Origin of the sequence: Kitasatospora terrestris, assembly GCF_039542905.1 — a bacterium.
Classification (GTDB): Bacteria; Actinomycetota; Actinomycetes; order Streptomycetales; family Streptomycetaceae; genus Kitasatospora; species Kitasatospora terrestris.
The window spans coordinates 6,324,201-6,344,876 of record NZ_BAABIS010000001.1 but is presented as its reverse complement, the minus strand read 5'-3'; the positions used below and the strand labels follow the sequence as shown (position 1 = coordinate 6,344,876).

The 20,676-nt window shown below is 75.6% G+C and carries 17 protein-coding genes and 1 pseudogene; 7 read left to right on the top strand and 11 right to left on the bottom strand.

Translation table 11 applies throughout. From position 1 onward, the window contains the following. Positions 1–104 precede the first annotated feature (104 nt). The 4 genes from ABEB06_RS29085 to ABEB06_RS29070 are packed head-to-tail and all read right to left on the bottom strand — an operon-like array spanning position 105 to position 4,207. Positions 105–713, bottom strand: a complete 609-nt coding sequence (locus tag ABEB06_RS29085; RefSeq protein ID WP_345699860.1) for a GTP-binding protein — start codon at positions 711–713, stop codon at positions 105–107. After that, positions 694–1,155 carry a DUF742 domain-containing protein gene (locus ABEB06_RS29080; RefSeq protein ID WP_345699859.1) on the bottom strand — a complete coding sequence of 154 codons (462 nt, stop codon included), beginning with the start codon at positions 1,153–1,155 and terminating at the stop codon, positions 694–696. The genes ABEB06_RS29085 and ABEB06_RS29080 overlap by 20 nt, the downstream gene beginning before the upstream one ends. Beyond that, positions 1,152–1,571 carry a roadblock/LC7 domain-containing protein gene (locus tag ABEB06_RS29075; protein WP_345699858.1) on the bottom strand — a complete coding sequence of 140 codons (420 nt, stop codon included), beginning with the start codon at positions 1,569–1,571 and terminating at the stop codon, positions 1,152–1,154. Before ABEB06_RS29075 ends, ABEB06_RS29080 begins: the two co-directional genes overlap by 4 nt. Beyond that, on the bottom strand, positions 1,568–4,207 hold the full coding sequence (locus tag ABEB06_RS29070; RefSeq protein ID WP_345699857.1) for a sensor histidine kinase: 2,640 nt from the start codon (positions 4,205–4,207) through the stop codon (positions 1,568–1,570). Before ABEB06_RS29070 ends, ABEB06_RS29075 begins: the two co-directional genes overlap by 4 nt. 303 nt (positions 4,208–4,510) lie before the next feature. On the opposite strand from ABEB06_RS29070, the gene ABEB06_RS29065 reads away from it, so the two are divergent. Both ABEB06_RS29065 and ABEB06_RS29060 read left to right on the top strand, forming a co-directional pair. Continuing rightward, on the top strand, positions 4,511–6,334 hold the full coding sequence (locus ABEB06_RS29065; RefSeq protein ID WP_345699856.1) for an AMP-dependent synthetase/ligase: 1,824 nt from the start codon (positions 4,511–4,513) through the stop codon (positions 6,332–6,334). Between the two features lie 142 nt (positions 6,335–6,476). Then, positions 6,477–7,592: a polysaccharide deacetylase family protein gene (locus tag ABEB06_RS29060; protein ID WP_345699855.1), complete on the top strand. Its 1,116-nt coding sequence runs from the start codon at positions 6,477–6,479 to the stop codon at positions 7,590–7,592. A gap of 69 nt (positions 7,593–7,661) precedes the next feature. Here the strand turns inward: ABEB06_RS29060 and ABEB06_RS29055 are convergent, their stop codons facing one another. The 3 genes from ABEB06_RS29055 to ABEB06_RS29045 form a co-directional block, all read right to left on the bottom strand. After that, positions 7,662–8,459 carry an SGNH/GDSL hydrolase family protein gene (locus tag ABEB06_RS29055; protein ID WP_345699854.1) on the bottom strand — a complete coding sequence of 266 codons (798 nt, stop codon included), beginning with the start codon at positions 8,457–8,459 and terminating at the stop codon, positions 7,662–7,664. A 137-nt stretch (positions 8,460–8,596) separates the two neighbouring features. Further along, on the bottom strand, positions 8,597–9,202 hold the full coding sequence (locus ABEB06_RS29050) for an NUDIX hydrolase (RefSeq protein WP_345699853.1): 606 nt from the start codon (positions 9,200–9,202) through the stop codon (positions 8,597–8,599). A gap of 263 nt (positions 9,203–9,465) precedes the next feature. Further along, on the bottom strand, positions 9,466–10,344 hold the full coding sequence (locus ABEB06_RS29045; protein WP_345699852.1) for a hypothetical protein: 879 nt from the start codon (positions 10,342–10,344) through the stop codon (positions 9,466–9,468). A 132-nt stretch (positions 10,345–10,476) separates the two neighbouring features. On the opposite strand from ABEB06_RS29045, the gene ABEB06_RS29040 reads away from it, so the two are divergent. The 3 genes and pseudogenes from ABEB06_RS29040 to ABEB06_RS29030 all read left to right on the top strand — a co-directional run bounded on the left by ABEB06_RS29040 (position 10,477) and on the right by ABEB06_RS29030 (position 15,003). Continuing rightward, positions 10,477–11,649 (top strand): exonuclease SbcCD subunit D, encoded by a 1,173-nt coding sequence (locus ABEB06_RS29040; protein WP_345699851.1) that lies wholly within the window; start codon positions 10,477–10,479, stop codon positions 11,647–11,649. Beyond that, positions 11,646–12,428 (top strand): annotated as a pseudogene (locus tag ABEB06_RS39420) (AAA family ATPase); the annotation flags it as partial. The gene ABEB06_RS29040 and the pseudogene ABEB06_RS39420, both read left to right, overlap by 4 nt. An 874-nt stretch (positions 12,429–13,302) precedes the next feature. After that, positions 13,303–15,003 carry an SbcC/MukB-like Walker B domain-containing protein gene (locus tag ABEB06_RS29030; protein WP_425559712.1) on the top strand — a complete coding sequence of 567 codons (1,701 nt, stop codon included), beginning with the start codon at positions 13,303–13,305 and terminating at the stop codon, positions 15,001–15,003. A gap of 4 nt (positions 15,004–15,007) precedes the next feature. On the opposite strand, the gene ABEB06_RS29025 is transcribed toward ABEB06_RS29030, so the two are convergent. The 3 genes from ABEB06_RS29025 to ABEB06_RS29015 all read right to left on the bottom strand — a co-directional run bounded on the left by ABEB06_RS29025 (position 15,008) and on the right by ABEB06_RS29015 (position 16,204). Next, on the bottom strand, positions 15,008–15,229 hold the full coding sequence (locus ABEB06_RS29025) for a hypothetical protein (RefSeq protein WP_345699849.1): 222 nt from the start codon (positions 15,227–15,229) through the stop codon (positions 15,008–15,010). 106 nt (positions 15,230–15,335) lie between these two features. Next, positions 15,336–15,770, bottom strand: coding sequence for a secondary thiamine-phosphate synthase enzyme YjbQ (locus ABEB06_RS29020; RefSeq protein ID WP_425559711.1), 435 nt, complete (start codon positions 15,768–15,770; stop codon positions 15,336–15,338). A gap of 149 nt (positions 15,771–15,919) precedes the next feature. After that, a complete protein-coding gene (locus tag ABEB06_RS29015; RefSeq protein ID WP_345699848.1) occupies positions 15,920–16,204 on the bottom strand; it encodes a hypothetical protein in 285 nt (94 codons plus the stop codon). A gap of 596 nt (positions 16,205–16,800) precedes the next feature. On the opposite strand from ABEB06_RS29015, the gene ABEB06_RS29010 reads away from it, so the two are divergent. Together ABEB06_RS29010 and ABEB06_RS29005 are read left to right on the top strand one after the other, a co-directional pair. Then, complete coding sequence (locus ABEB06_RS29010) at positions 16,801–18,987, top strand: bifunctional glycosyltransferase/CDP-glycerol:glycerophosphate glycerophosphotransferase (RefSeq protein ID WP_345699847.1); 2,187 nt, start codon at positions 16,801–16,803, stop codon at positions 18,985–18,987. 159 nt (positions 18,988–19,146) lie between these two features. Next, on the top strand, positions 19,147–19,818 hold the full coding sequence (locus tag ABEB06_RS29005) for a lysophospholipid acyltransferase family protein (protein WP_345699846.1): 672 nt from the start codon (positions 19,147–19,149) through the stop codon (positions 19,816–19,818). Between the two features lie 15 nt (positions 19,819–19,833). Here the strand turns inward: ABEB06_RS29005 and ABEB06_RS29000 are convergent, their stop codons facing one another. Further along, complete coding sequence (locus tag ABEB06_RS29000; RefSeq protein ID WP_345699845.1) at positions 19,834–20,667, bottom strand: alpha/beta fold hydrolase; 834 nt, start codon at positions 20,665–20,667, stop codon at positions 19,834–19,836. Between the last annotated feature and the right edge of the window lie 9 nt (positions 20,668–20,676).

Below are 20,676 nucleotides of genomic sequence, written 5' to 3'. Positions count from 1 at the left end.
GAATGTGTCCCCCAGAGAGTTCCACGGGATCGCCACCGGGCGCAACCTCCCGGCAGCAAACGGTCACCATGCGGACAGATCCGTCCCGCATCCCGGACAGGCCGTCAGGCGGCGACCGCTCCCCAGGCGTGCTGGACCAGCCTGATCAGCAGTTCCTTGCCGTCCTCGCGGCGGCGGGCGTCGCACAGCAGCACCGGCACCGCCGGGTCCAGGTCGAGCGCGGCGCGCACGTCGTCGGGGGCGTACGCCTCGGTGCCCTCGAAGCAGTTGACCGCGACCACGAACGGGATGCCGCGCTGCTCGAAGAAGTCGACCGAGGGGAAGCAGTCGGCGAGCCGGCGGGTGTCGGCCAGCACCAGGGCCCCGAGCGAACCGCGCGCCAACTCGTCCCAGACGAACCAGAACCGGTCCTGCCCGGGGGTGCCGAACAGGTACAGCGCGAGGCCGGGCTTCAGGTCGATCCGGCCGAAGTCCATGGCGACCGTGGTGGTGCGCTTGGCCTCCACCCCGGCGGTGTCGTCGACCGGGCGGCCGCGCTCGCTGAGCACCTCCTCGGTGCGCAGCGGACGGATCTCGCTGACCGCCCCGACCAGGGTGGTCTTGCCCGCGCCGAAGCCGCCCGCGACCAGCACCTTGAGCGCGGTCGCGCCCCAGAGCCGCTGCCCGGCGGCGGAGGCCGGGTCGGAGGTCGGGTCAGAGTGCACGGAGGCCATTGATCACGTCCCGCAGCAGGCGCTCGTCCGGTTGCGCGGCGAGCTGGACGGGCCGGGTGACGCTGATCAGGTCGGCGTCGTGCAGGTCGCCGAGCAGCACTCGGACGACGCTCACCGGCAGGTCGGTGTAGGAGCCCAGCTCGGCGACGCTGAGCGGCTCCTCGCGGCACAGCGCCAGGATGGCGTGGTGCTCGGGGTCGAGGTGCGGCTCGGCGGAGGCGCCGGGCGGCCCGGACCGGTCGACGGCGGTGACCAGGGAGATCAGGTCGAAGAGTCCGTCGTCGACCGCCCGGGCGCGGCCGCGGGTCATCGAGAACAGCCTGACCACCGGCCCCGCCTCGTCGTCGAACCAGCGGTCGTCGACGGGGGTCCGGGGGGTGAACAGGTCGAGCGCCGGCTCGGTGTCCTCGTCGCCCATCGGCTCGGTCATCTCCTCGCTCATCTCCCCGGCGGGGCGGTCTCGGTGCGCGGTTCGGCGGCCAGGTGCTCGCCGACCCGCTTGACCAGCAGGGCCATCTCGTAGGCGATCTGGCCGACGTCGGACTCGGCGTCGCTCAGCACCGCGAGGCAGCTGCCGTCACCGGCGGCGGTGATGAAGAGGAACGCCTCGTCCAGCTCGACCATGGTCTGCCGGACACCGCCCACGTCGAAGTGCCGGCCGGCGCCCTTGGCGAGGCTGTGGAAGCCCGCCGCGACGGCGGCCAGGTGCTCGGCGTCCTCCCGGCCCAGGCCGCTGGAGACGCCGGTGGCCAGGCCGTCGCTGGAGAGGATCACCGCATGCCTCAGCGTCGCCACGCGGCCGACCAGGTCGTTGAGGAGCCAGTCGAGGTCCCCGGACGGCTGTGATGTTGCGGTCATGATTCGGTTCCTTCTGCGGGTGCGGGTGGTGCGGGTGGTGCTTCGGACGCCGGAACGGCGGGACGGGTCGGGGCGGCCGGCAAGGCCTGCGGGACGGGCGGCGAGGGCAGGGCGACCCGCAGCCGGACCGGGCCGCCGAACGGCGGCACCGGCTGCGGTGCCGGCTGCCGCTCGGGCCGCGGCGAACTGCCGCCCGGCTCCGGGGCGTTGCGGACCACGGTGAGCGAGGCGGGCTGCAGCCGGTCGCCCCGGCCGCGGGCGAAGCCGCGCTGGAAGGAGGCGAAGGTGGCCCTGGCCTCCTCGGGGCTGCGCTCGCGGCCCTGCTCGGCGCCCTCGTCGGCGGCGGTCTTCAACTGCGGTGCCAGGTTGGCCTGACGGACCCGGCGGGGCAGCAACCCGCCCGCCACCGGAACGGGTTCGGGCGCGGGGAGCGGTGCCTCCGGGGCGTCCGGCACGGTCGCGGGCGGAGTGACCGGCGCGTCCGTCTCCTCGGCGCGGCGGTGCCGTCCGGTGCCGGCCTCCGGGGTGCCGGCCGCGCGCCGCCGGGGCAGGCCGCCGGGGGTGGTGGCGGGTTCGGCCGCCGAGGGGCGCGGGCCGCCGAGCGGGGCCGGCCCGACCGCGTGGGCCCGGCCGGCACGGACCGGTTCGGCGCCGCCGACCGGGGCCGCCGGGGCGCGCCCGTGGCCGCTGTCGTCGGGGCCGCCGGCGACCGCGCGGGCGGCCGCCTCCGGGCCCATCTCCGAGGGGTCGGCGAGCAGTTCGCGCGGGACCAGGACGATCGCCGAGGTGCCGCCGTACGGCGAGGGCCGCAGGTGCACCCGGATGCCGTGCCGCCGCGCCAGCCGGCTGACCACGAACAGGCCCAGCCGGTCGGTGTCGGCGAGGTCGAACTCCTGCTCCACCGCGAGCCGCTGGTTGATCTCCTCGAGCGCCTGCTCGCTCAGGCCGAGGCCCCGGTCGTCGATCTCCAGGCTGAAGCCGTGCGCGACCACCTCGCCCTGCACCGTGACCTGGGTGTGCGGCGGGGAGAACACCGCGGCGTTCTCGACCAGTTCGGCGATCAGGTGGGTGACGTCGGCGACCGCGCTGCCGAGCAGACCGGTGCCGGGGAAGGGCCGGACGATCACCCGGGCGTAGTCCTCGACCTCGCCGACGGCGGCGCGCACCACGTCGACCATCCGCACCGGCTTGCGCCAGGCGCGGCCCGGCGAGCCGCCGGACAGGATGATCAGGCCCTCGGCGTGCCGGCGCATGCGGGTGGTCAGGTGGTCGAGCCGGAAGAGGTCCTCCAGCTCGCGCGGGTCCTCGGTGCGCCGCTCCATGGTGTCCAGCAGGGTGAGCTGGCGGTGCAGCAGCACCTGGCTGCGGCGGGCCAGGTTGACGAACACCGCCGCGATGCCGCGGCGCAGTTCGGCCTGCTCGACGGCGGCCTCCACGGCGACCCGCTGGACGTCGCTGAAGGCCCGGCCGACCTGGCCGATCTCGCCGCTCCCGAAGTCGAGTTCGGGCGCCTCGGCGGCGACGTCCACCTGCTCGCCGCGGCGCAGCCGCAGCATCAGGCCGGGCAGCCGGGCACCGGCCAGGTCGAGCGCGGCGTTGCGCAGGCCGATCAGCTCGCGGGCCAGGCCGCGGCCGATCCGGTAGGAGATCATCACCGACAGGACGACCGCGAGCAGGCCGACGGTGCCGGCCACGCCGCCGCGGACCAGCGAGTTGACCGCGTAGGAGCGGGCCTGGTCGCCGATGCCGGCGGCCAGCCGGGTGTTCAGGTCGGACAGGTCGGCGAGCACCTTGTCGGCGGTCTCCCGCCACGGGTCCTCGCGGTTGCCGCGGACCTCGGTGATCCGGTTCTGCGCCTCGTCGAAGGAGCGCTCGGCGGTGGCGAGCTGCTGCCAGGTGGCGCCGTTCTGGAGGCTGCGGTACGCCAGCTGGTCCTGCGGGTCGAGCTCGGCGACGTAGATGCGGAACAGCGCCTGCTGGCTGTGCATCGCGTCCAGCGCGGCCTGCACCTTGCGGTCGTCCGGGTTGGCGGTCAGCCGCAGCGCCTGCATGGCGGCGGCCTCCCGGGAGAGGTACTCGCGGGCGCGGACCAGCTCGACCAGGATGGTGCCCTGCCGGGGCAGCCGGCCGCTCTGCCGGGCGACGAACGCCGAGCGGAAGGTGAACACCGGCTGGATCAGGTCGCTGTAGTCCTTCAGCGTGCCGTCCCAGCTGCCGCGGCCCTGGTCGATCGGGCTGCGGATGGCCGACAGCTGGTCGGCCAGGGTCAGGATGTCCTGGTAGCGGGTGCGCTGGTCGGCGTCGAGCTTGCCGGCGTCCGAGCCCTCCGCCCGGTAGCGCAGCAGCTGCAGGTCGCGGTCGGTGACCGCCTGCGCCTGCTTGTACGCGTCGGCCGAGGCCCGGTTGCCGGGCTCGGCGAGGCGCAGCACGGCGGCCTCGCGCTCGGCCTGCAGGTCGCGGGCGTACTGGTCGGCGGGGCTGCCGAAGGCCTTGTAGGTGGTGCTGACGTCGAGCTGTTTCCACACGTCACCGGTGGTCACGAGCGTCGCGTACACCCACAGTCCGCCCAGCGCCACGATGGGCACCAGGAGCAGCGCGATGATCCTCGCGCGGATCGAACTGCGGCGCAGACGCATGGGGTCCTCGGTCGGGGAGTTGCCGGGTGCGGACGGGATTGCGGTACGAGCTGCGCGAGCCTACTACGCCCTGACCACGCGTTCGAGGGGTGAACGGCCGTTGTCCTGCGGGGTGGTCCGGATCGTCCCGAAATGCCGCCGTCCTCACCGGTGGCCGGTCCTCCGCTTGCGGCACTGCGGGGGACGCCGGGTGCCCCGGCGGCGACGGCTCTGGGCAGGGCCGCGACGATCCGGTAGCTTCGCTGCAATCCGCTCCGTCCGGCCGTCCGGTCCGTCCGGCCGGGGCCTCGGAACGGGGGTACCGTGCACGAGATCAGCAGCCCTGCCCTGACGGAGGCTCCGGTGACCGGCGGTCTGGCCGACTCGGTCTTCGACACCGCCGAGCGGACGCCGCGGCTGGTGCTGTTCTCCCGCCGGGACGGCGACCGGTGGCACCCCGTCACCGCCGCGGCCTTCCGCGACGAGGTGATGGGCCTCGCCAAGGGGCTGCTGACCCGGGGCGTGCGGTACGGCGACCGGGTCGCGGTGATGTCGGCGACCCGCTACGAGTGGACCCTCTTCGACTACGCGCTCTGGGCGATCGGCGCGATCCCCGTCCCGGTGTACCCGACCGCCGCCGCCGAGCAGGTGCGCTGGATCCTCGCCGAGACCGCCGCGGTCGCCTGCGTGGTGGAGGACGAGGACCAGGCGATGACGGTCGGGGCGGTCTGCGACGCGCTGCCCGAGCTGACCGGCATCTGGCAGCTGGACCGCGGCTGCGTCGCCGAACTGGTCGACGACGGCCTCGCGGTGCCCGACGCCCTGGTCCACCGCCAGCGCCTCGGTGTCACCCCCGACAGCCTGGCCACCGTCATCTATACCTCCGGCACCACCGGCCGCCCCAAGGGCTGCCTGCTGACCCACGGCAACTTCGCCGCCGCCGCCGACGCGCTGCTCGACGGCTGGGGCGAGGTCTTCCGCGACAGCGGCGGCGGCCAGCCCGCCACCCTGCTGTTCCTGCCGCTCGCGCACGTGTACGGCCGGATGGTGGAGGTCGCGGCGGTCCGCGGCGGCATCCGGGTCGGCCACCACGGACGGCTGTCCACCGACTCCCTGCTGCCCGCGCTCGCCACCTTCCGGCCGACCTTCCTGCACGCCGTGCCGTACGTCTTCGAGAAGATCCACCAGCGCGCCCGGGAGGCCGCCGAGGCCGACGGCCGGCTCGAACTCTTCGAGCAGGCCGCCGAGGTGGCCACCACCTGGGCCGCCGCCTGGGAGCGCCGCGGCCTCGGCAAGGGCTCCGGGCCCGGACCCGCGCTGCGGCTGCGGCACGCGGCGTACGACCGGGTCGTCTACTCCCGGCTGCGGGCGGTGCTCGGCGGCCGGGTGCGCGCCGTGATGTGCGGCGGCTCCACGCTCGGCCGCGACCTCGGCCTGTTCTTCACCGGCGCCGGGATGACCGTGTACGAGGGCTACGGCCTGACCGAGACCACCGCCGCGATCACCGCCAACCCCGCGCACAAGCCGCGCTTCGGCACCGTCGGCCGCCCGGTGCCCGGTGCCTCGGTGGCGATCGGCGAGGACGGCGAGGTGTGGGTGCGCGGCGCGGGCGTCTTCGCCGGCTACCTCAACCACCCGCAGTGCACCGAGATGGCGCTGTACGACGGCTGGCTGGCGACCGGCGACATCGGCTCGCTGGACGAGGACGGCTACCTGACCATCACCGGGCGGAAGAAGGAGCTGATCGTCACCAGCAGCGGCAAGAACCTCGCCCCGGGCGTGCTGGAGGAGCGGGTCCGGGCCCACCCGCTGATCGCCCAGTGCCTGGTGGTCGGGGACAACCGCCCGTACGTCGCCGCGCTGGTCACCCTGGACGCGCAGGCGCTCGCGCACTGGCTGAAGACCCGCGGTCGGGAGCAGCTCGACCTGTGGTCGGCGCTGGCCGACGAGGAGCTGCACGCCGAGGTGCAGCGGGCCGTCGCGGCCGCCAACACCACCGTCTCGCGGGCCGAGTCGATCCGTGCCTTCCGCATGCTGCCCAAGGAGTTCAGCCTGGAGGACGGGCTGCTGACGCCGTCCCTGAAACTCCGCCGGCACGCCATCGTGGAGCGCTACGCGCAGGACATCGAGGAGCTCTACGCCGGATAGCGCAGATCGGTGACGGACCCTTGACCCTGCGCATTGGTCCAGTCCATTGTGTGGCGCGGCCAGGGTGCGGCCTGCCGCCGGTCTCCCGCCCCTCCGGGAGCGCACCCCGTCCCTTCTCCTCCCCCACACAGGAGTCGTCTTCGTGTCCAGATCCCTGCGTCGCCTCGCGTCGGGCGCCGCGGCCACCGCGCTGGCCGTCCTGTCCACCGCCACCGCGTCCCCGGCCCACGCCGGGACGGCCGCCGCGGTGAACCTCGCGACCAACCCGGGCTTCGAGATCCCGACCCTGCCGCTCGCCGACTGGGGATCCGTCCCCGGCTGGCACTGCGCGCCCGGCGAGGCCGCCACCACCACCGCCGCCCGCACCGGCTCCACCGCCCTCGCCGTCACCCCGGCCACCGGCGACTCCACCGGCGAGTGCACCCAGTACCTCGCCGTCCGGCCGAACACCACCTACACCTACGCGGCCTGGGTGCGCGGCTCCTACGTCTTCCTCGGCGCCACCGGCACCGGCCACGACGTCGCCCCCGCCTGGACCCCCGGCACCGGCGACGGCTGGCAGCGGCTCAGCACCACCTTCACCACCGGGGCCGACGCCTCCTCGGTCGAGCTCTACCTGCACGGCTGGTACGGGCAGGGCGCCTTCGCAGCCGACGACGTCACGGTGGACGGCCCCGCACCGGACCCGGCCCGCGCCACCTGGAACGCGCCGACCACCGACAAGGCCGTCTTCATCACCATCGACGACGGCTGGGCCCGCACCCCCGAGGCCGCGCGGCTGATCGCCGACCGCCAGGTGCCGGTCACCGCCTTCCCGCTGCCCATGCCGCAGGGCTTCGAGCCGGACTACTTCAAGAAGGTCACCGCCGTGGCCGGCTCCTCCGTGCAGGACCACAGCGTCTCGCACCGCGACCTGACCACCCTCACCCCTGCCGAGCAGCAGGCGGAGATCTGCGACGCCCGCGACGCCGCCGCCGCGCGGTACGGCACCGCGCCCACGATCTTCCGGCCGCCGTACTTCGCCTGGAACGACGACACCCTGCGGGCCGCCGCCAACTGCGGCATGAAGTACCTGCTGACCGCCACCGCCGACTACAGCTGGGGCGCCTCCGACGTCTACCACGGCGGCGCGCTGCAGCCCGGCGACGTGATCCTGCTGCACTTCACCGACACCCTGGCGGGCGACCTCCAGCGCGCCCTGGCCGACGCCGCGGCCGCCGGCCTGCACCCGGCCGGGCTGACCGACTACCTGCGCTGACCGGCACCGCGCGGTCGCACCCGCCCGGGAGGCTTCCGGACGGGTGCGGTCGCGCGGCGCGCCGGGGGGTTACACGCCGGCGGAGAAGGCGGGCAGGTAGCCGCCGGACTGGCCGGCCGCGTTCGGGTGGTAGCTCTCGTCCACCGGCAGGGTGGTGGAGTTCAGCCACCGGGTGCCGCTGGCGCAGATCTCGTGGCCGGCGAAGATCGAGCGGACGTCCTGGTAGGTGAAGCCCGCGTTGGCGACCCGCTTGGAGATCACGTCGTCCAGGACGTCCGCCGCGCTGTTGATCGCCGTGCGCTTGGTGTCCGAGATGCCGAAGATGCAGGAGCCCGGCACCTTGTAGAGGTGCGGGTAGCCGAGCACCACCACGTGCGCGTTGGGCGCCTTCGACTTGATCGCCGAGTACACCTGGTCGAGCTTGCCCGGCAGGGTGCTGGTGGCGTAGCTCTTCGCCGCCGCCACCGCCGACAGGCAGGAGCTCTCGCTCTCCAGCACGCAGGTCTGCATCGTCGACGCGAAGCCCGCGTCGTTGCCGCCGATGGTGATCGACACCAGCGTGGTCGCACTGTCCAGCACGCCCAGCTGACCGCTGAGCACATCACCGGTCCTGGCACCCGAACAGGCCGTGTCGGCGAACGCCGACGGGGCGTGGGCCGCCTTCCACAGGTACGGGTACGAGTTGGTGCTTCTCTTGCAGCTGCCGCTCTCGCTGGTGTAGCTGCCGGCCCCGACACCGGCCGAGTAGGAGTCGCCCAGAGCGGCGTATCGCACGCCTGCCGCCTGGGCTTCTGTGGCCGCGGCCAGGGTGGCGACGGAGAGGGCTGCCGCGGTGGCGGCAACGAGGACAGCACGGACAGGGCGCATGGGCACCTCCACGGGAGTGACGCGGGTCACACATGGTGTACCAGGCAGTAGCCTGGTCGGGAAGCGGGCATGCCAAAGTTTTCAGGGTCGCCTATGAACCGTCTGGACCGCTGCTGGACACCGCCGTTGAGGGCGCGTCAGCCCTTCGCGGACAGCACGCAGCCGCCCGCCGGGAGTTCCTCGATCGTCTCGTCCGCCACCGCCGGCACCCCCAGGTGCCGCGTCGCCACCGCCACCGCCGCCCGCGCCTGCCGCAGCCCCGGCACGCCCCAGCCGAGCAGCTCCACCGCCAGCCCCGGCGCCACCAGCAGCCGCCGGTAGTGCCGGCCCGACGCCGGATCCGGCGCGCTCGGACCGGCACCCAGCAGCGCCGCGGCCATCCGCACCCGGGCGCACTCGTGGCCGCCGTTCGCCGAACCCACCCGGTCGTACAGGTAGCCCAGGTACAGCGGAAGGCCGATCCGCGCCTGCGCCTCCTCGCCCGCCTCCCGCGCCAGCGCCGCCCCCGGGTCGCCGTCGTCCTCCGGCTCCAGCGAACCGCCCGGCAGGCTGACGATCCCGTCCTTCGGGTTCACCAGGGTCAACACCCGGCCGTCCGGCGCGAACAGCCAGCCCCACGACTGCTTCACCGGCAGCCCCGCCGGAACCGGCTCGCCCGGACGCCACGGCCACCCCGCGATCGGCCTCCGCCGCACCCGCCCCAGCAGATCGGAGATCTCCGGGCTGTACTCGATGCGACCCATGCCCACTCCCTCCGATCCCGGGCAGCCGGGGACGCCGGCACGCAGTATGCGTGTTGATCTTCCCCGAACATCCGGTCGATGAACAGCCCTGACGGCCGCACGGGGCACACCTCCCCACGTCACCGCGAGCCCGCCGCCGACCGACCGGGCCGCCCCGTGGAACGGCGGCGCCACCCGCCCCGGAGGCCCCGACTCCCGCACGCGGAGCACGGACGGCCACTCCGGCCGTCGGCGGGGTGGCCGGACGGCGCCGGGCGGGGCGGTCAGGCGAGGTCGGGTGGCGGCGGGAGGGGGAAGGCCTCGCGCGGGCGGCGGGGGCCGGGTGGGGGGAGGGCACGGAGTTCCAGGGTGGTGAGCGGGGTCGCCCGGCCGGCGGCCAGGGACCAGCCGCGGACGTCCGCCCCGCCGGACCCGGTGAGCAGGAGCTCGCCCGCGCCCGGCCCGGCCAGCACCGCCGCCAGGGTCACCGCGAACGCCTCCGCCTCCCGCGCCGCCGGCTCCGACCGGCCGCCGGCCGTGCCCCGGAGCCCGATCAGCGCCACCAGCTCCGCCAGCCCCGCCTCCGCCTCCAACGGCTCCCCGCCCGCCCCCTCCGCCCGCAGCTCCAGGCGGAACCGCCCCTCCCCCGCCCCGGCCGCCACCGCCAGGCACAGCTCGGCGGCGTACCCGAGGAACGCGGCGAGCCGCGCCTGCGGCCGCCCACCGCGCTCGACCGCGTCGAGCAGCGCCGAGCAGCCCGCCGCCACCCCGGCCCGCGCCCGGTGGTCTCGGAGCAGCGCGGGCAGCAGCTCGGCCAGCCCCTCCCCCGCGTACACGTACGGCTCGCCCGGCAGCTCCGGATCCGCCGCGTACGCCGCCCGGGCGACCGGATCGGCGGGCGCGAGCAGGCGGCGCGCGCAGAACTCCTCGTACCCGTCCGCCTCCAGCACCCGCAGGTGCACCGCCACCCCCGCGCCGCGCATCACCCGCAGCTGCCGCTCGGTGCGCCGCAGGTACGCGCCGTGGTCGGCCGCGCCGAACAGGCGGTGGCGCCGCAGCCGTTCGAAGTCCGCCGCGTCGGCCGCGACCGCCAGCGCCACCGGCGGCGCGCACGCCCGCCGGGGCCCGCCGCGCACCGGCCGCCGCCTCGTCTGCCGCGCCATGCCCGCCCCTCTCCGCACCCGGGCCGCCCGCGGTCGGACGCCCCACACCGCTGGACCATACACAGCGTCACCGACAGTTGACGCAGGGCGACGGTCCGGAGCTGTCGGCGGGTGCCGCTAGGGTCGATGACCATGCGGCTGCTGCACACCTCCGACTGGCACCTCGGACGCTCCTTCCACCGGGAGAACCTGCACGACGCCCAACGCGCCTTCCTCGACCACCTGGTGGCGGTGGCCGAGGCGGAGCGGGTCGACGCGGTGCTGGTCGCCGGCGACGTGTACGACCGGGCCCTGCCGGGCCTGGACGCGGTCGCCCTCTTCGACGACGTGCTGGTCCGGCTGGCCGCCCTCGGCGTGCCGACGGTGTTCATCAGCGGCAACCACGACTCGGCGCGCCGCCTCGGCGTCGGCTCGCGGCTGATCGACCGCGCCGGCATCCACCTGCGCACCGATCCGGACGGCTGCGCCGTCCCCGTGCTGCTCGCCGACGAGCACGGCCCGGTCGCCGTCTACGGCCTGCCGTACCTGGAGCCCGCCCTGGTCCGGGAGCGGTTCGGCCTGGAGAGGGGCGGCCACGACCGGGTGCTGGGCGCGGCGATGGACGCGGTCCGCGCCGACCTGGCCGGCCGCGAGCCGGGCACCCGGGCCGTGGTCCTGGCCCACGCCTTCGTCACCGGCGGGCAGCCGAGCGACAGCGAGCGGGACATCACCGTCGGCGGCGTGGCGAGCGTCCCGCTCCCGGTCTTCGACGGGGTGCACTACGCCGCGCTCGGCCACCTGCACGGCTGCCAGACGCTCTCCCCGCGGGTGCGCTACAGCGGCTCGCCACTCGCGTACTCCTTCTCCGAGGCCGACCACCGCAAGTCCCTGTGGCTGGTCGACCTCGCCGCCGACGGCAGCGTCGAGGCCGAGCGGATCGACTGCCCGGTCCCGCGGCCGCTCGCCCGGCTCCGCGGCACCCTCGACCGGCTGCTGACCGACCCCGCCCTCGACCGGCACGCGGACGCGTGGGTGCAGGCCACCCTGACCGACACCGTCCGGCCCGCAGATCCGATGGAGCGGCTGCGGGCCCGCTTCCCGCACACCCTGCAACTGCTCTTCGAGCCCGAGGGCGCCGTCGAGGACGGCGCCGGCTCGTACGCGGCCCGGGTCAGCGGCCGCTCCGACCGCGAGGTGGTCGAAGGGTTCGTCGCCCACGTCCGGCCGGGCCGCACCCTCGACGAGCGGGAGCAGCGCTGGCTGCTGGAAGGGCTGGAGGCGGTCCGCCGGGACGCCGCGGAGCGCGAGCAGGAGACCGTCCGATGAGGCTGCACCGGCTGACCCTGACCGCGTTCGGCCCGTTCGCCGGCACCGAGGAGGTCGACTTCGACCGGCTCGCCGACAGCGGGCTGTTCCTGCTCCGCGGCGCCACCGGCGCCGGCAAGAGCAGCGTCCTCGACGCCGTCTGCTACGCCCTGTACGGCGAGGTCCCCGGCGCCCGCCGCGGCAACCCGCTGCGCAGCGACCACGCCGACCCCGACCGGCTCACCCGCGTCACCCTCGACGTCACCCTCGGCAGCCGCCGACTGGAGATCACCCGCAGCCCCGAGCAGCTCCGGCCGAAGAAGCGCGGCACCGGGTACACCGTCGAGAAGGCGCAGACCCTGCTGCGCGAGTGGCTGCCCGACCCGGCCGGCGGGCCGGCCGGCTGGCAGGCCCTCAGCCGCTCGCACCAGGAGGCCGGTGAGGAGCTCCACCAGCTGATCGGCATGAGCCGCGAGCAGTTCTGCCAGGTCGTCCTGCTTCCCCAGGGCGACTTCGCGCGTTTCCTGCGCGCCGACACCAAGCAGCGCGCCGAACTCCTCGGGCGGCTCTTCGACACCCGGCGCTTCGACCTGCTGGAGAAGTGGCTCGCCGAGCAGCGCCTGCGACAGGACGGTGCCGTCCGCGAGGGGCGGCTGCGCCTGCGGGACCTCGCCGGGCGGGCCGAGGAGGCCGCCGGCCCCGCGGCCGAGGAGGCCGCCGAGCTGTGGCCCGACGCGGAGGACGCCCCGGCGGACGCCGTCCTCGGGTGGGCCGCGGTCCTGCGCGGCGGCGCCGCCGAGCGGCTCGCCGTCGCCCGCGAGGCGGTCGCCCTGGCGGAACACGAGCACGACGCCGCGCAGCGGCACCGCGAGGCGCAGACCGCCCTCGCCGAGCGGCAGCAGCGGTACCGCGCCGCGGCGGTCGAGGCCCGCCTGCAGGCGGACGCCGCGCACGCCCTCGACGGCGAGCGGTCCCGCCTCGCCGCCGCCCAGGCCGCGGTCGGCGTCGAGGCGGTCCTGCGCATCCGCGACGCCGCGGCGACCGCGCACCGCACCGCCCGCACCACCGAGCACCGCCACCGCACCGCCCTCGCCGCCCTGACCGGCACCCCGCCGGTCGGGGCGGGCGGCCACGCCCCGTGGCACGGCCCCGGGACGGACGACGCACCCCGGGCCCGCCCCGGCGGGACACGTCCGTCGGCGGACCGGCAGCGGGCCGACCGCGGGGGCGGCACGTGGCCCGGGGGGCACGGGCACCCCGCCGGTCCCGACGACGCGTGCCCGGGCGACGGACCCGCGGGGAGCGGGCCGCAGACCGACAGCGGCGGGTACCCCGGCGACCGCCGCCCTGCCGACGGCTCGGCTGCGCCGCAGGGCGGCCGGCCGGCCCTCCCGGCGGACCCGGCCGCGCCGGCCGGGGACGCGGCTCCGGGCGGTGCCGGGGGGGCCGGCCCGGGGCGGGGTGGCGGAGTTGGCGGCCGAGGAGCGGCGGCTGCGGGAGGCGTGCGGGCGGCTGGAGGCGGCGCTCGCGGACGAGGCGCGGTACGGGCGGCTGGGCCGCGAGCAGGAGGAGCTGGCGGCCGAGCGGGCGCGGGCGGAGGAGCTGGCGGAGGAGGCGCAGGACTGGCTGGTCGACTTCGACGGCCGGTCGAAGGCCTTGCACGAGGAGCAGGAGGTGGCCCGCGCCGCCGAGGCCCAGGTGGAGCGGCTGGACGCGCACCGCGCCGAGCTGTCGGGCCGGCTGGCGGCGGCCCAGCGCCGGGACGGGCTGCGCGCCGAGGTCGAGCGGGCGGACCGGGCGGTGCTGGACCTGCGGCACGCCGCGCAGGACGCCCGGGCCCGGACGCTCGACCTGCAGGAGCGCCGCCTGGCGGGCATGGCCGCGGAGCTGGCGGCGCAGCTGGTCGGGGGTGAGCCGTGCCGGGTGTGCGGTTCGGCGGAGCATCCGGCTCCGGCGGAGCCGACCGGCGGTCAGGTGACGGCGCGGGACGAGGAGCGGGCCCGCGCCGAGCAGCGCGCGGCGGAGGAGCGGCTGGCGGCGGCGGAGTCGGCGCTGACCGCGCTGCGGATCGACGAGGCGGCGGCGGCCTCCGCGGCGGGCGACCGCGGGGTCGCGGAGCTGTCGGCGGCGCTGGCGGAGGTGGACGCGGAGCGCCGGGTCGCGTTGCGGGCGGCGGACGCGCTGGGCGCGGTCGCCCAGCGGATCGGGCTGCTGGAGCGGGAGCGGCAGCACCGCGGGGAGCGGCTCCAGCAGGCCGGTGAGCGGAGTGCGGCGCTGACCGCCCGCCTGCAGCAGCTGGTGGCGGAGCGGGAGGAGTTGGCCGACCGGCTCGCGGCGGCCCGGGGTGACGCGCCGTCGGTGGCGGCGCGGCTGGCGGCGCTGACCTCGCTGACGGAGGCGGTGGCGGTGACGCTGGCGGCGGCCCGGGCGTCCGAGGAGGCGGCGGCGCAGCTGGCGGCGGCGGAGCGCGGGGTGGAGCGGGAGGCGCTGGCGGCGGGGTTCGCCGGTCCGGCGGAGGCGGCGGCGGCCGTGCTGCCCGCCGAGGAGCGGGAGCGGCTGCGGCTCCGGCTGGATCGGGTGCACGCGGCGCTGTCCCGTGCGCAGGCGTTGCTCACGGAGCCGGAGCTGGTGGCCGCGGCGGCGGCGCCGACGGCGGATCCGGTGGCGGCGCTGGCCGCGCAGGAGCGGGCGACCGACCGCTTGCGGCGGGCGTCGGCGGCGGAGCGGGCGGCGGCGGAGCGGTGTGCGGCGCTGGCCCGGATCGGCCACGGCCTGGCGGTGCTGGCGGCGGAGCTGGCGCCCGCGTTGGAGCGGTTCGGCCGGATCAGCCGGCTGGCGGGGCTGCTGGCGGGCGCCCCGGCGGAGAACGCGCTGCGGATGCGGCTGGAGTCGTACGTGCTGGCGGCGCGGCTGGAGCAGGTGGCGGCGGCGGCGAGCGACCGGCTGGTCCGGATGTCCGGCGGACGGTACACGCTGGTGCACAGTGACGGCGTGGTGGCGGGCAACAAGCGTTCGGGGCTGTCGCTGCGGGTGGTGGACGCGTGGACGGGCAGCGAGCGGGACACGGCGACGCTGTCCGGCGGTGAGAGCTTCTTCGCCTCGCTGGCGCTGGCCCTGGGCCTGGCCGACGTGGTGACCGACGAGGCGGGCGGCATGCCGCTGGACACGCTGTTCATCGACGAGGGTTTCGGCAGCCTGGACGAGCACACCCTGGAGGAGGTCATGGACGTGCTGGACGGGCTGCGCGAGCGGGACCGCGCGGTGGGGATCGTCAGCCACGTCGCCGATCTGCGCTCCCGGATCCCCTCGCAGCTGCTGGTCCGCAAGCAGCGGCACGGATCGACCCTGCAGCTGGCGGGGCGCGAGCACGCGTAGGGCGTCAGCCGGAGCAGGCGATCCGCTGGGCCTGCTGCCAGGTGCAGACGGGGCAGAGGGTGCTGCCGGCCCGGTCGGCGGGGTACTCGGTGGGTTCGCCGCACAGGACGCAGTCGGCGCGTGGTCCGGTCGCGGCCGGGTCGTGGGTGAGCCCGCGGACGGCGGTCTCGCCGTCGGGTGCGAGGTCGCATGCCGGGGTCTGTTCGGTGTGCCGGTCCGCTGCCATACCGCAGTGATACCCCGGTCCGCCCGCCCCGGGCAATCACCGGGGCGGGCGGACCGGGACGCACGGGGCGGGCCCGCGGGGCGCGGCCGGGTCAGCCGGGGCCGGGTCAGCCGAGGAAGGACAGCCGGACGGTGCGGCGCGGGTTGTCGCCGTTGGTGTCGATCAGGACCACGGACTGCCAGATGCCGAGGGCGAGCCGGCCGTTGATCACCGGGAGGGTGGCGTGCGGCGCGACGAGGCCGGGCAGGACGTGGTCGCGGCCGTGGCCGGGGGTGCCGTGGCGGTGCTGCCAGCGGCCGTCGGCGGGCAGCAGGTCGCGCAGGGTGGCGAGCAGGTCGTCGTCACTGCCGGCGCCGGTCTCGATCACGGCGATCCCGGCGGTGGCGTGCGGGACGAAGACGTTGAGCAGGCCGTCGCGTCCGCCGGCCGCCGTGGTGAGGAAGGAGTCGCAGCGTTCGGTGATGTCGAGGGCGACCTCGGTGGTGCCGGTGGTGATCTCGAGGGTCCGGGAGTGGAAGGTGGTGTCGACCATGGTGTCCATCCTGACCCATCGTCAGCGGCCCTCTTGACAAGCGCCGCCGTCCGGGGGGCGGGCTCCGGGACGCGGGACGAGGACGGCCGGCTCCGGACACGCGTAGGACCCGATGGACCTGGTCGGTCCATCGGGTCGCCGTTCCCCGCGCCGCCGGGCTAGCCGCGGCTGCCGAAGAGGCTGCGCTTGAGCCGGCGGAGCGGCGCGATCAGCGAGACCCGGGCCGTGCGGCGGCGGGCCGCCGCGGGGCTGCCGGATCCGGCGGCCACCGGGCCGCGCGGGGTCAGCTCCCGTATCAGGCCGAGGGCCTCGGCCGTGTCCACCGCGGAGACCGCGGGCGCGCCGAGCACGGCGAGGTGCCGCTCGATCCGGCGGCCGGTCGTACCGACGCCGCACTGGACCGCCGGCACGCGGGGCCGGGCCCGCACTTGCATGTGTTCCATCCGTATTCCCACCCCTACGAGGCGCCAGGGCCGTGAGGCGAAGACTATCCGTGTGGGACGGCCTTCGCGCAACCGTCCTGATGTTCTGCCACCGTATCGTGGCCGGAGAACTGACACTCCACCAGATGACGATGGAATCGGTCACGAGTGCGCATCGGTTGCTGCGCACAGCCTTCCCTTCAGGAAGTGAACACAAGCGAGGGATTGACGTGGCCGTAACCTCCAAGCAATATCTATAACGACACGGGATTCCGGGCCACCCCCCGGAGAACCGTCGTCCGGATGGTTTGAATGATGAACAGATCATCCATGTGTGTACTTCCGCCATCACAGTGAGTCACTGTCCGGCCGTCTCGACGCTGCGGCGGCCCGACTCCGAGGTGATGGACGGACCGGCGGGAGGTCGTTGAGGGTCGGCCGAACCGCCAAACCGGACTGCCGGTGCCGCCGCTCGCACGGCGCGGCACCGGCGGTCGCGTTTTCCGGCCCCGGCAGCGCGTTCTCCGCTCCCGGCCCCCCTTGTGCCCGCTCGGTAGAGTGTGCGTGCCCGGCCGCCCCACCGGGTGATCCGGCATCCCTTCGCGGAGTGAACGCACGTGAGTCCCCTGCTCAGCATTGTCCTGCCGGTCCACGGCGTCGAGCGCTTCCTCCCGCAGTGCCTGGACTCCTTGCGGGCCGACACCGCCGCACCGGGCGAGCTGGAACTGATCGCGGTCGACGACCTCTCCCCCGACGGCTGCGGGGCGATCCTGGACGCGTACGCCGAGCGGGACGAGCGGATGCGGGTCCTGCACCTCACCGTCAACCAGGGCCTGGGCGGCGCCCGCGAGGTCGGGCTGGCCGAGGCCACCGGTCGCTACGTGTGGTTCGTCGACAGCGACGACTGGCTGCCCGAGGGCACCCTGGACGCCCTGCTCGCCGAGCTGCGCGCCGAGGAGGCCCGCCCCGAGGGCCCGGCGGACGTCCTGCTGACCGGCTTCACCCACGTCTACAACGACGGCACCACCGAGCCCAACCCGTGGCGCCGGGTGCTGGCCGGCTCCCCGCTGGAGCACGGCTGCACCGCCGCCGAGCACCCGGCGCTGTTCAACAGCGTGCTGTCGGTGTGGAACAAGGTGATGCGCCGCGAGCACCTGCAGGGCCTGGGCGTCGCCTTCGGGCGCGGCTACTACGAGGACATCTCGGTCACCTACCCGCTGCTGCTGTCCGCCGCCCGGCTCCGCTACCTGGACCGCGTCTGCTATTACTACCGGCGCGGCCGCCCCGGCGCGATCACCGCGACCGCCTCCCCCAAGCACGCCGACGCCTTCGCCCAGTACGACGCGATCTTCGCCTTCCTGGACCGCGACGAGCAGGCGGCCGCGCTGCGGACCCTGGTCTTCGACCGCACGGTGAAGCAGGCGCTGACCGTCTACGACACCCCCGGGCTGGTCCCGGTCGAGATGCGGCCGGAGTTCTTCCGCCGGATCACCGACCACTTCGCCCGGCACCGGCCGGCCGGCTACCGCTTCCCGTCCGGGGTGCGCGGCGTCCAGTACCGGCTGGCCGCCCGGGGGTCGCAGGTGGCCTACGGCGAGCTCCGGCGCGGGGGGCGGCTGCCCGGCGCGGTGAAGCGTTCGGCGCTCGCGGTCGGCCCAGGGGTGCGGAAGGTGGTGCGCAGCGGCGCGCGCTACACCGCGTACAACACCTTCCGGCGGCTGCCGCTCGACCCGGACCTGGCGGTGTACGCCGCGTACTGGCAGCGCGACTACGCCTGCAACCCGGCGGCGATCTACGAGAAGGCCAGGGAGCTGGCCCCGCAGATCCGCGGGGTGTGGGTGGTGGAGAACCGCGAGCGGGCCCGGGCGCTGCCGCCCGGGGTGCCGTACGTGATCGTCAACACCCCGGCGTACCTGCGGGTGATGGCCACCGCGACGTACTTCGTCAACAACGTCAACTTCCCGCACACCATGGTGAAGCGGCCCGGCAGCGTGCACGTGCAGACCCAGCACGGCACGCCGCTGAAGCTGACCGGGACGGACCTGCGGGACCGGCCGGAGGCCGCCGCCGGGACGGACTTCGAGCGGCTGCTGGAGGGCGTGGCGCGCTGGGACTTCCTGGTGTCGCCGAACCCGCACGCCAGCGCGGTGTTCAGCAAGGCGTTCCCGGGCGACTACCAGCTGCTGGAGACCGGCTACCCGCGCAACGACCGCCTGGTGCAGGCCACCGCCGAGGACTGCGCCGAGGCGCGGCGCCGCCTGGGCGTCGCGCCGGGCCAGCGCACCGTGCTGTACGCGCCGGTCCGCCGCGAGCCCTGGAGCACTTGTCCCGAGCCGCTGGACCTGGCGGAGCTCGCCCGGCGCCTCGGCCCCGGGTGCACGCTCCTGGTCCGCGACCCCGGCGGCGGCACCGGCACGGGCGCGGGCCGGCCGGCCGCCGACCGGGAGGCGGCGGTGCTGCGGGACGTCTCGGAGCACCCCGTGGTGGAGGACCTCTACCTGGCGGCGGACGCGCTGGTCACCGACTACTCCCCGGCGATGTTCGACTTCGCGGTGCTGGACCGGCCGATCGCGGTCCACGCGCCGGACTGGGAGGAGTACCGGCAGCAGCACGGCGTCTACCTCGACCTGCCGGCCGAGCCGCCCGGCCCGGTCGCCACCGGGCTCGACGAGCTGGCCGAGGCGCTGCGGGCGGGCGACCCGGAGCCGGGACTGCGGGCGCGGTTCCGCGAGCGGTTCTGCCCGTGGGACGACGGCCGGGCCGCGGAGCGGGTGGTCAGCCGGGTGTTCCCGATCCGCAAGTAGCGGCCCGGGCGGTCCCGGTCCGCGAGGGGCGGCGTACGGAAAGTGACGAGAATCGCAGCCCGGGCGCGGCCTGTGGGAGTGGACGGGTTCCGGGGTCGATGTCGTAATGTGCAGGACGCGTCGCAGGAACCACGCCAGGACACCGGCCAGGGAGGGCCCATGCTCAACCTCATCACGAAGCTCGTGCTCAAGCCGCTGGCGAAGGCGGTCTACCGCCCGGTCATCGAGGGCCTGGAGCACGTGCCGCGCAAGGGTGGGGTGATCCTGGCCAGCAACCACCTGTCGTTCATCGACAGCGTGGTGATCCCGCTGACCGCGCCGCGGCAGGTGCACTTCCTGGCGAAGGCCGAGTACTTCACCGGCACCGGCGTGAAGGGCGCGGTCTCCCGGGCGTTCTTCACCAGCGTGATCAACGCGGTGCCGGTCGAGCGCACCGACATCCGCGCCGCGGCGGCCTCGCTGGAGCAGGCGCTGGAGATCCTCCAGGACGGCAAGGCGTTCGGCATCTACCCGGAGGGCACCCGGTCGCTGGACGGCCGGCTGTACCGGGGCAAGACCGGTGTCGCGTGGCTCGCGCTGACCGCGGGCGTGCCGGTCGTCCCGGTGGCGCTGGAGGGCCCGTCCGAGATCCTGCCGGTCGGCCGGAAGCTGCCGCGGATCCGCCGGATCACGGTCCGCTTCGGCGAGCCGCTGCACTTCGACGCGCTGCACGGGCAGGCGCGGTCCGCCAAGGCCCGCCGCCAGGTCACCGACGAGGTGATGGCCGCGATCCACGCCCTGTCGGGCCAGGAGCTCGCGGACTCGTACAACGAGCTGCCGAAGGCAGCCTGACCCTTCCCCGGGGGCTCAGGCCCCGGCGAAGAAGGCGAGCAGGCGGTCGTCGAGCTCGCCGGGCGCGGCCGTCGGCAGGGCGTGGTGGGTCGCTCCGGGCAGGACGGCGACCTCCGCGTGCGGGACGGCCCGTCGGGCCCGGGCGGCCGTCCGCTCGGCGTCGTGGGTCCGGCTGTGGCCGGCGAACAGCACCAGCAGCGGCATGGTCAGCGCGGCCGGGTCGGCGGTCCGGCCGGTGACCGGGCGGGCCGGCGGGCGCCGGGTGGCGCCCAGGACGTAGAGCTCGGCCCACTCGGGGTCGGGCGCCGAGCCGCGGGTCTCCCAGGCCAGGTAGCGGCCGACGCCGCGCTCGGTGGGGCGCAGCAGCACCGGCAGGACGCGCAGCAGGTACCCGGGTCGGAAGCCGGCGAACACCTGCGTCGGATCGAGCAGCGCCAGCCGGGTCACCCGGTGCGGGGCGTGCGCGGCGTGGACCGCGGCCAGCCAGGCGCCGTAGGAGTGGCCGCAGATCGCGGTGGCGGGCAGGTCGAGGCCGTCGAGGACGGCGTCCAGCCAGGCGGTGAGGTCCGCCGGGGTGCGCAGCGGCCGGCCGGCGCGCGTGCTGCGGCCGGTGTCGCCCATGATGTCGACCGCGTACAGGCGGTGGCGGGCGCCGAGCGCGGGGGCGTTGGCGAACCAGACGGTGCCGGTGGCGCCGCCGCCGTGCAGCAGCACCAGCGGACTGCCGTCCGGCGGGCCGTACGCGTGCACCCGGGTCGGCCCGTACGGGGTGGGGACGGTCAGCTCGGTGGTGCCGGCGGGCCAGCGGGCGAGCAGCGCGTCGTAGGCGGCGGCGAAGCGGTCGGACACGGGAACTCC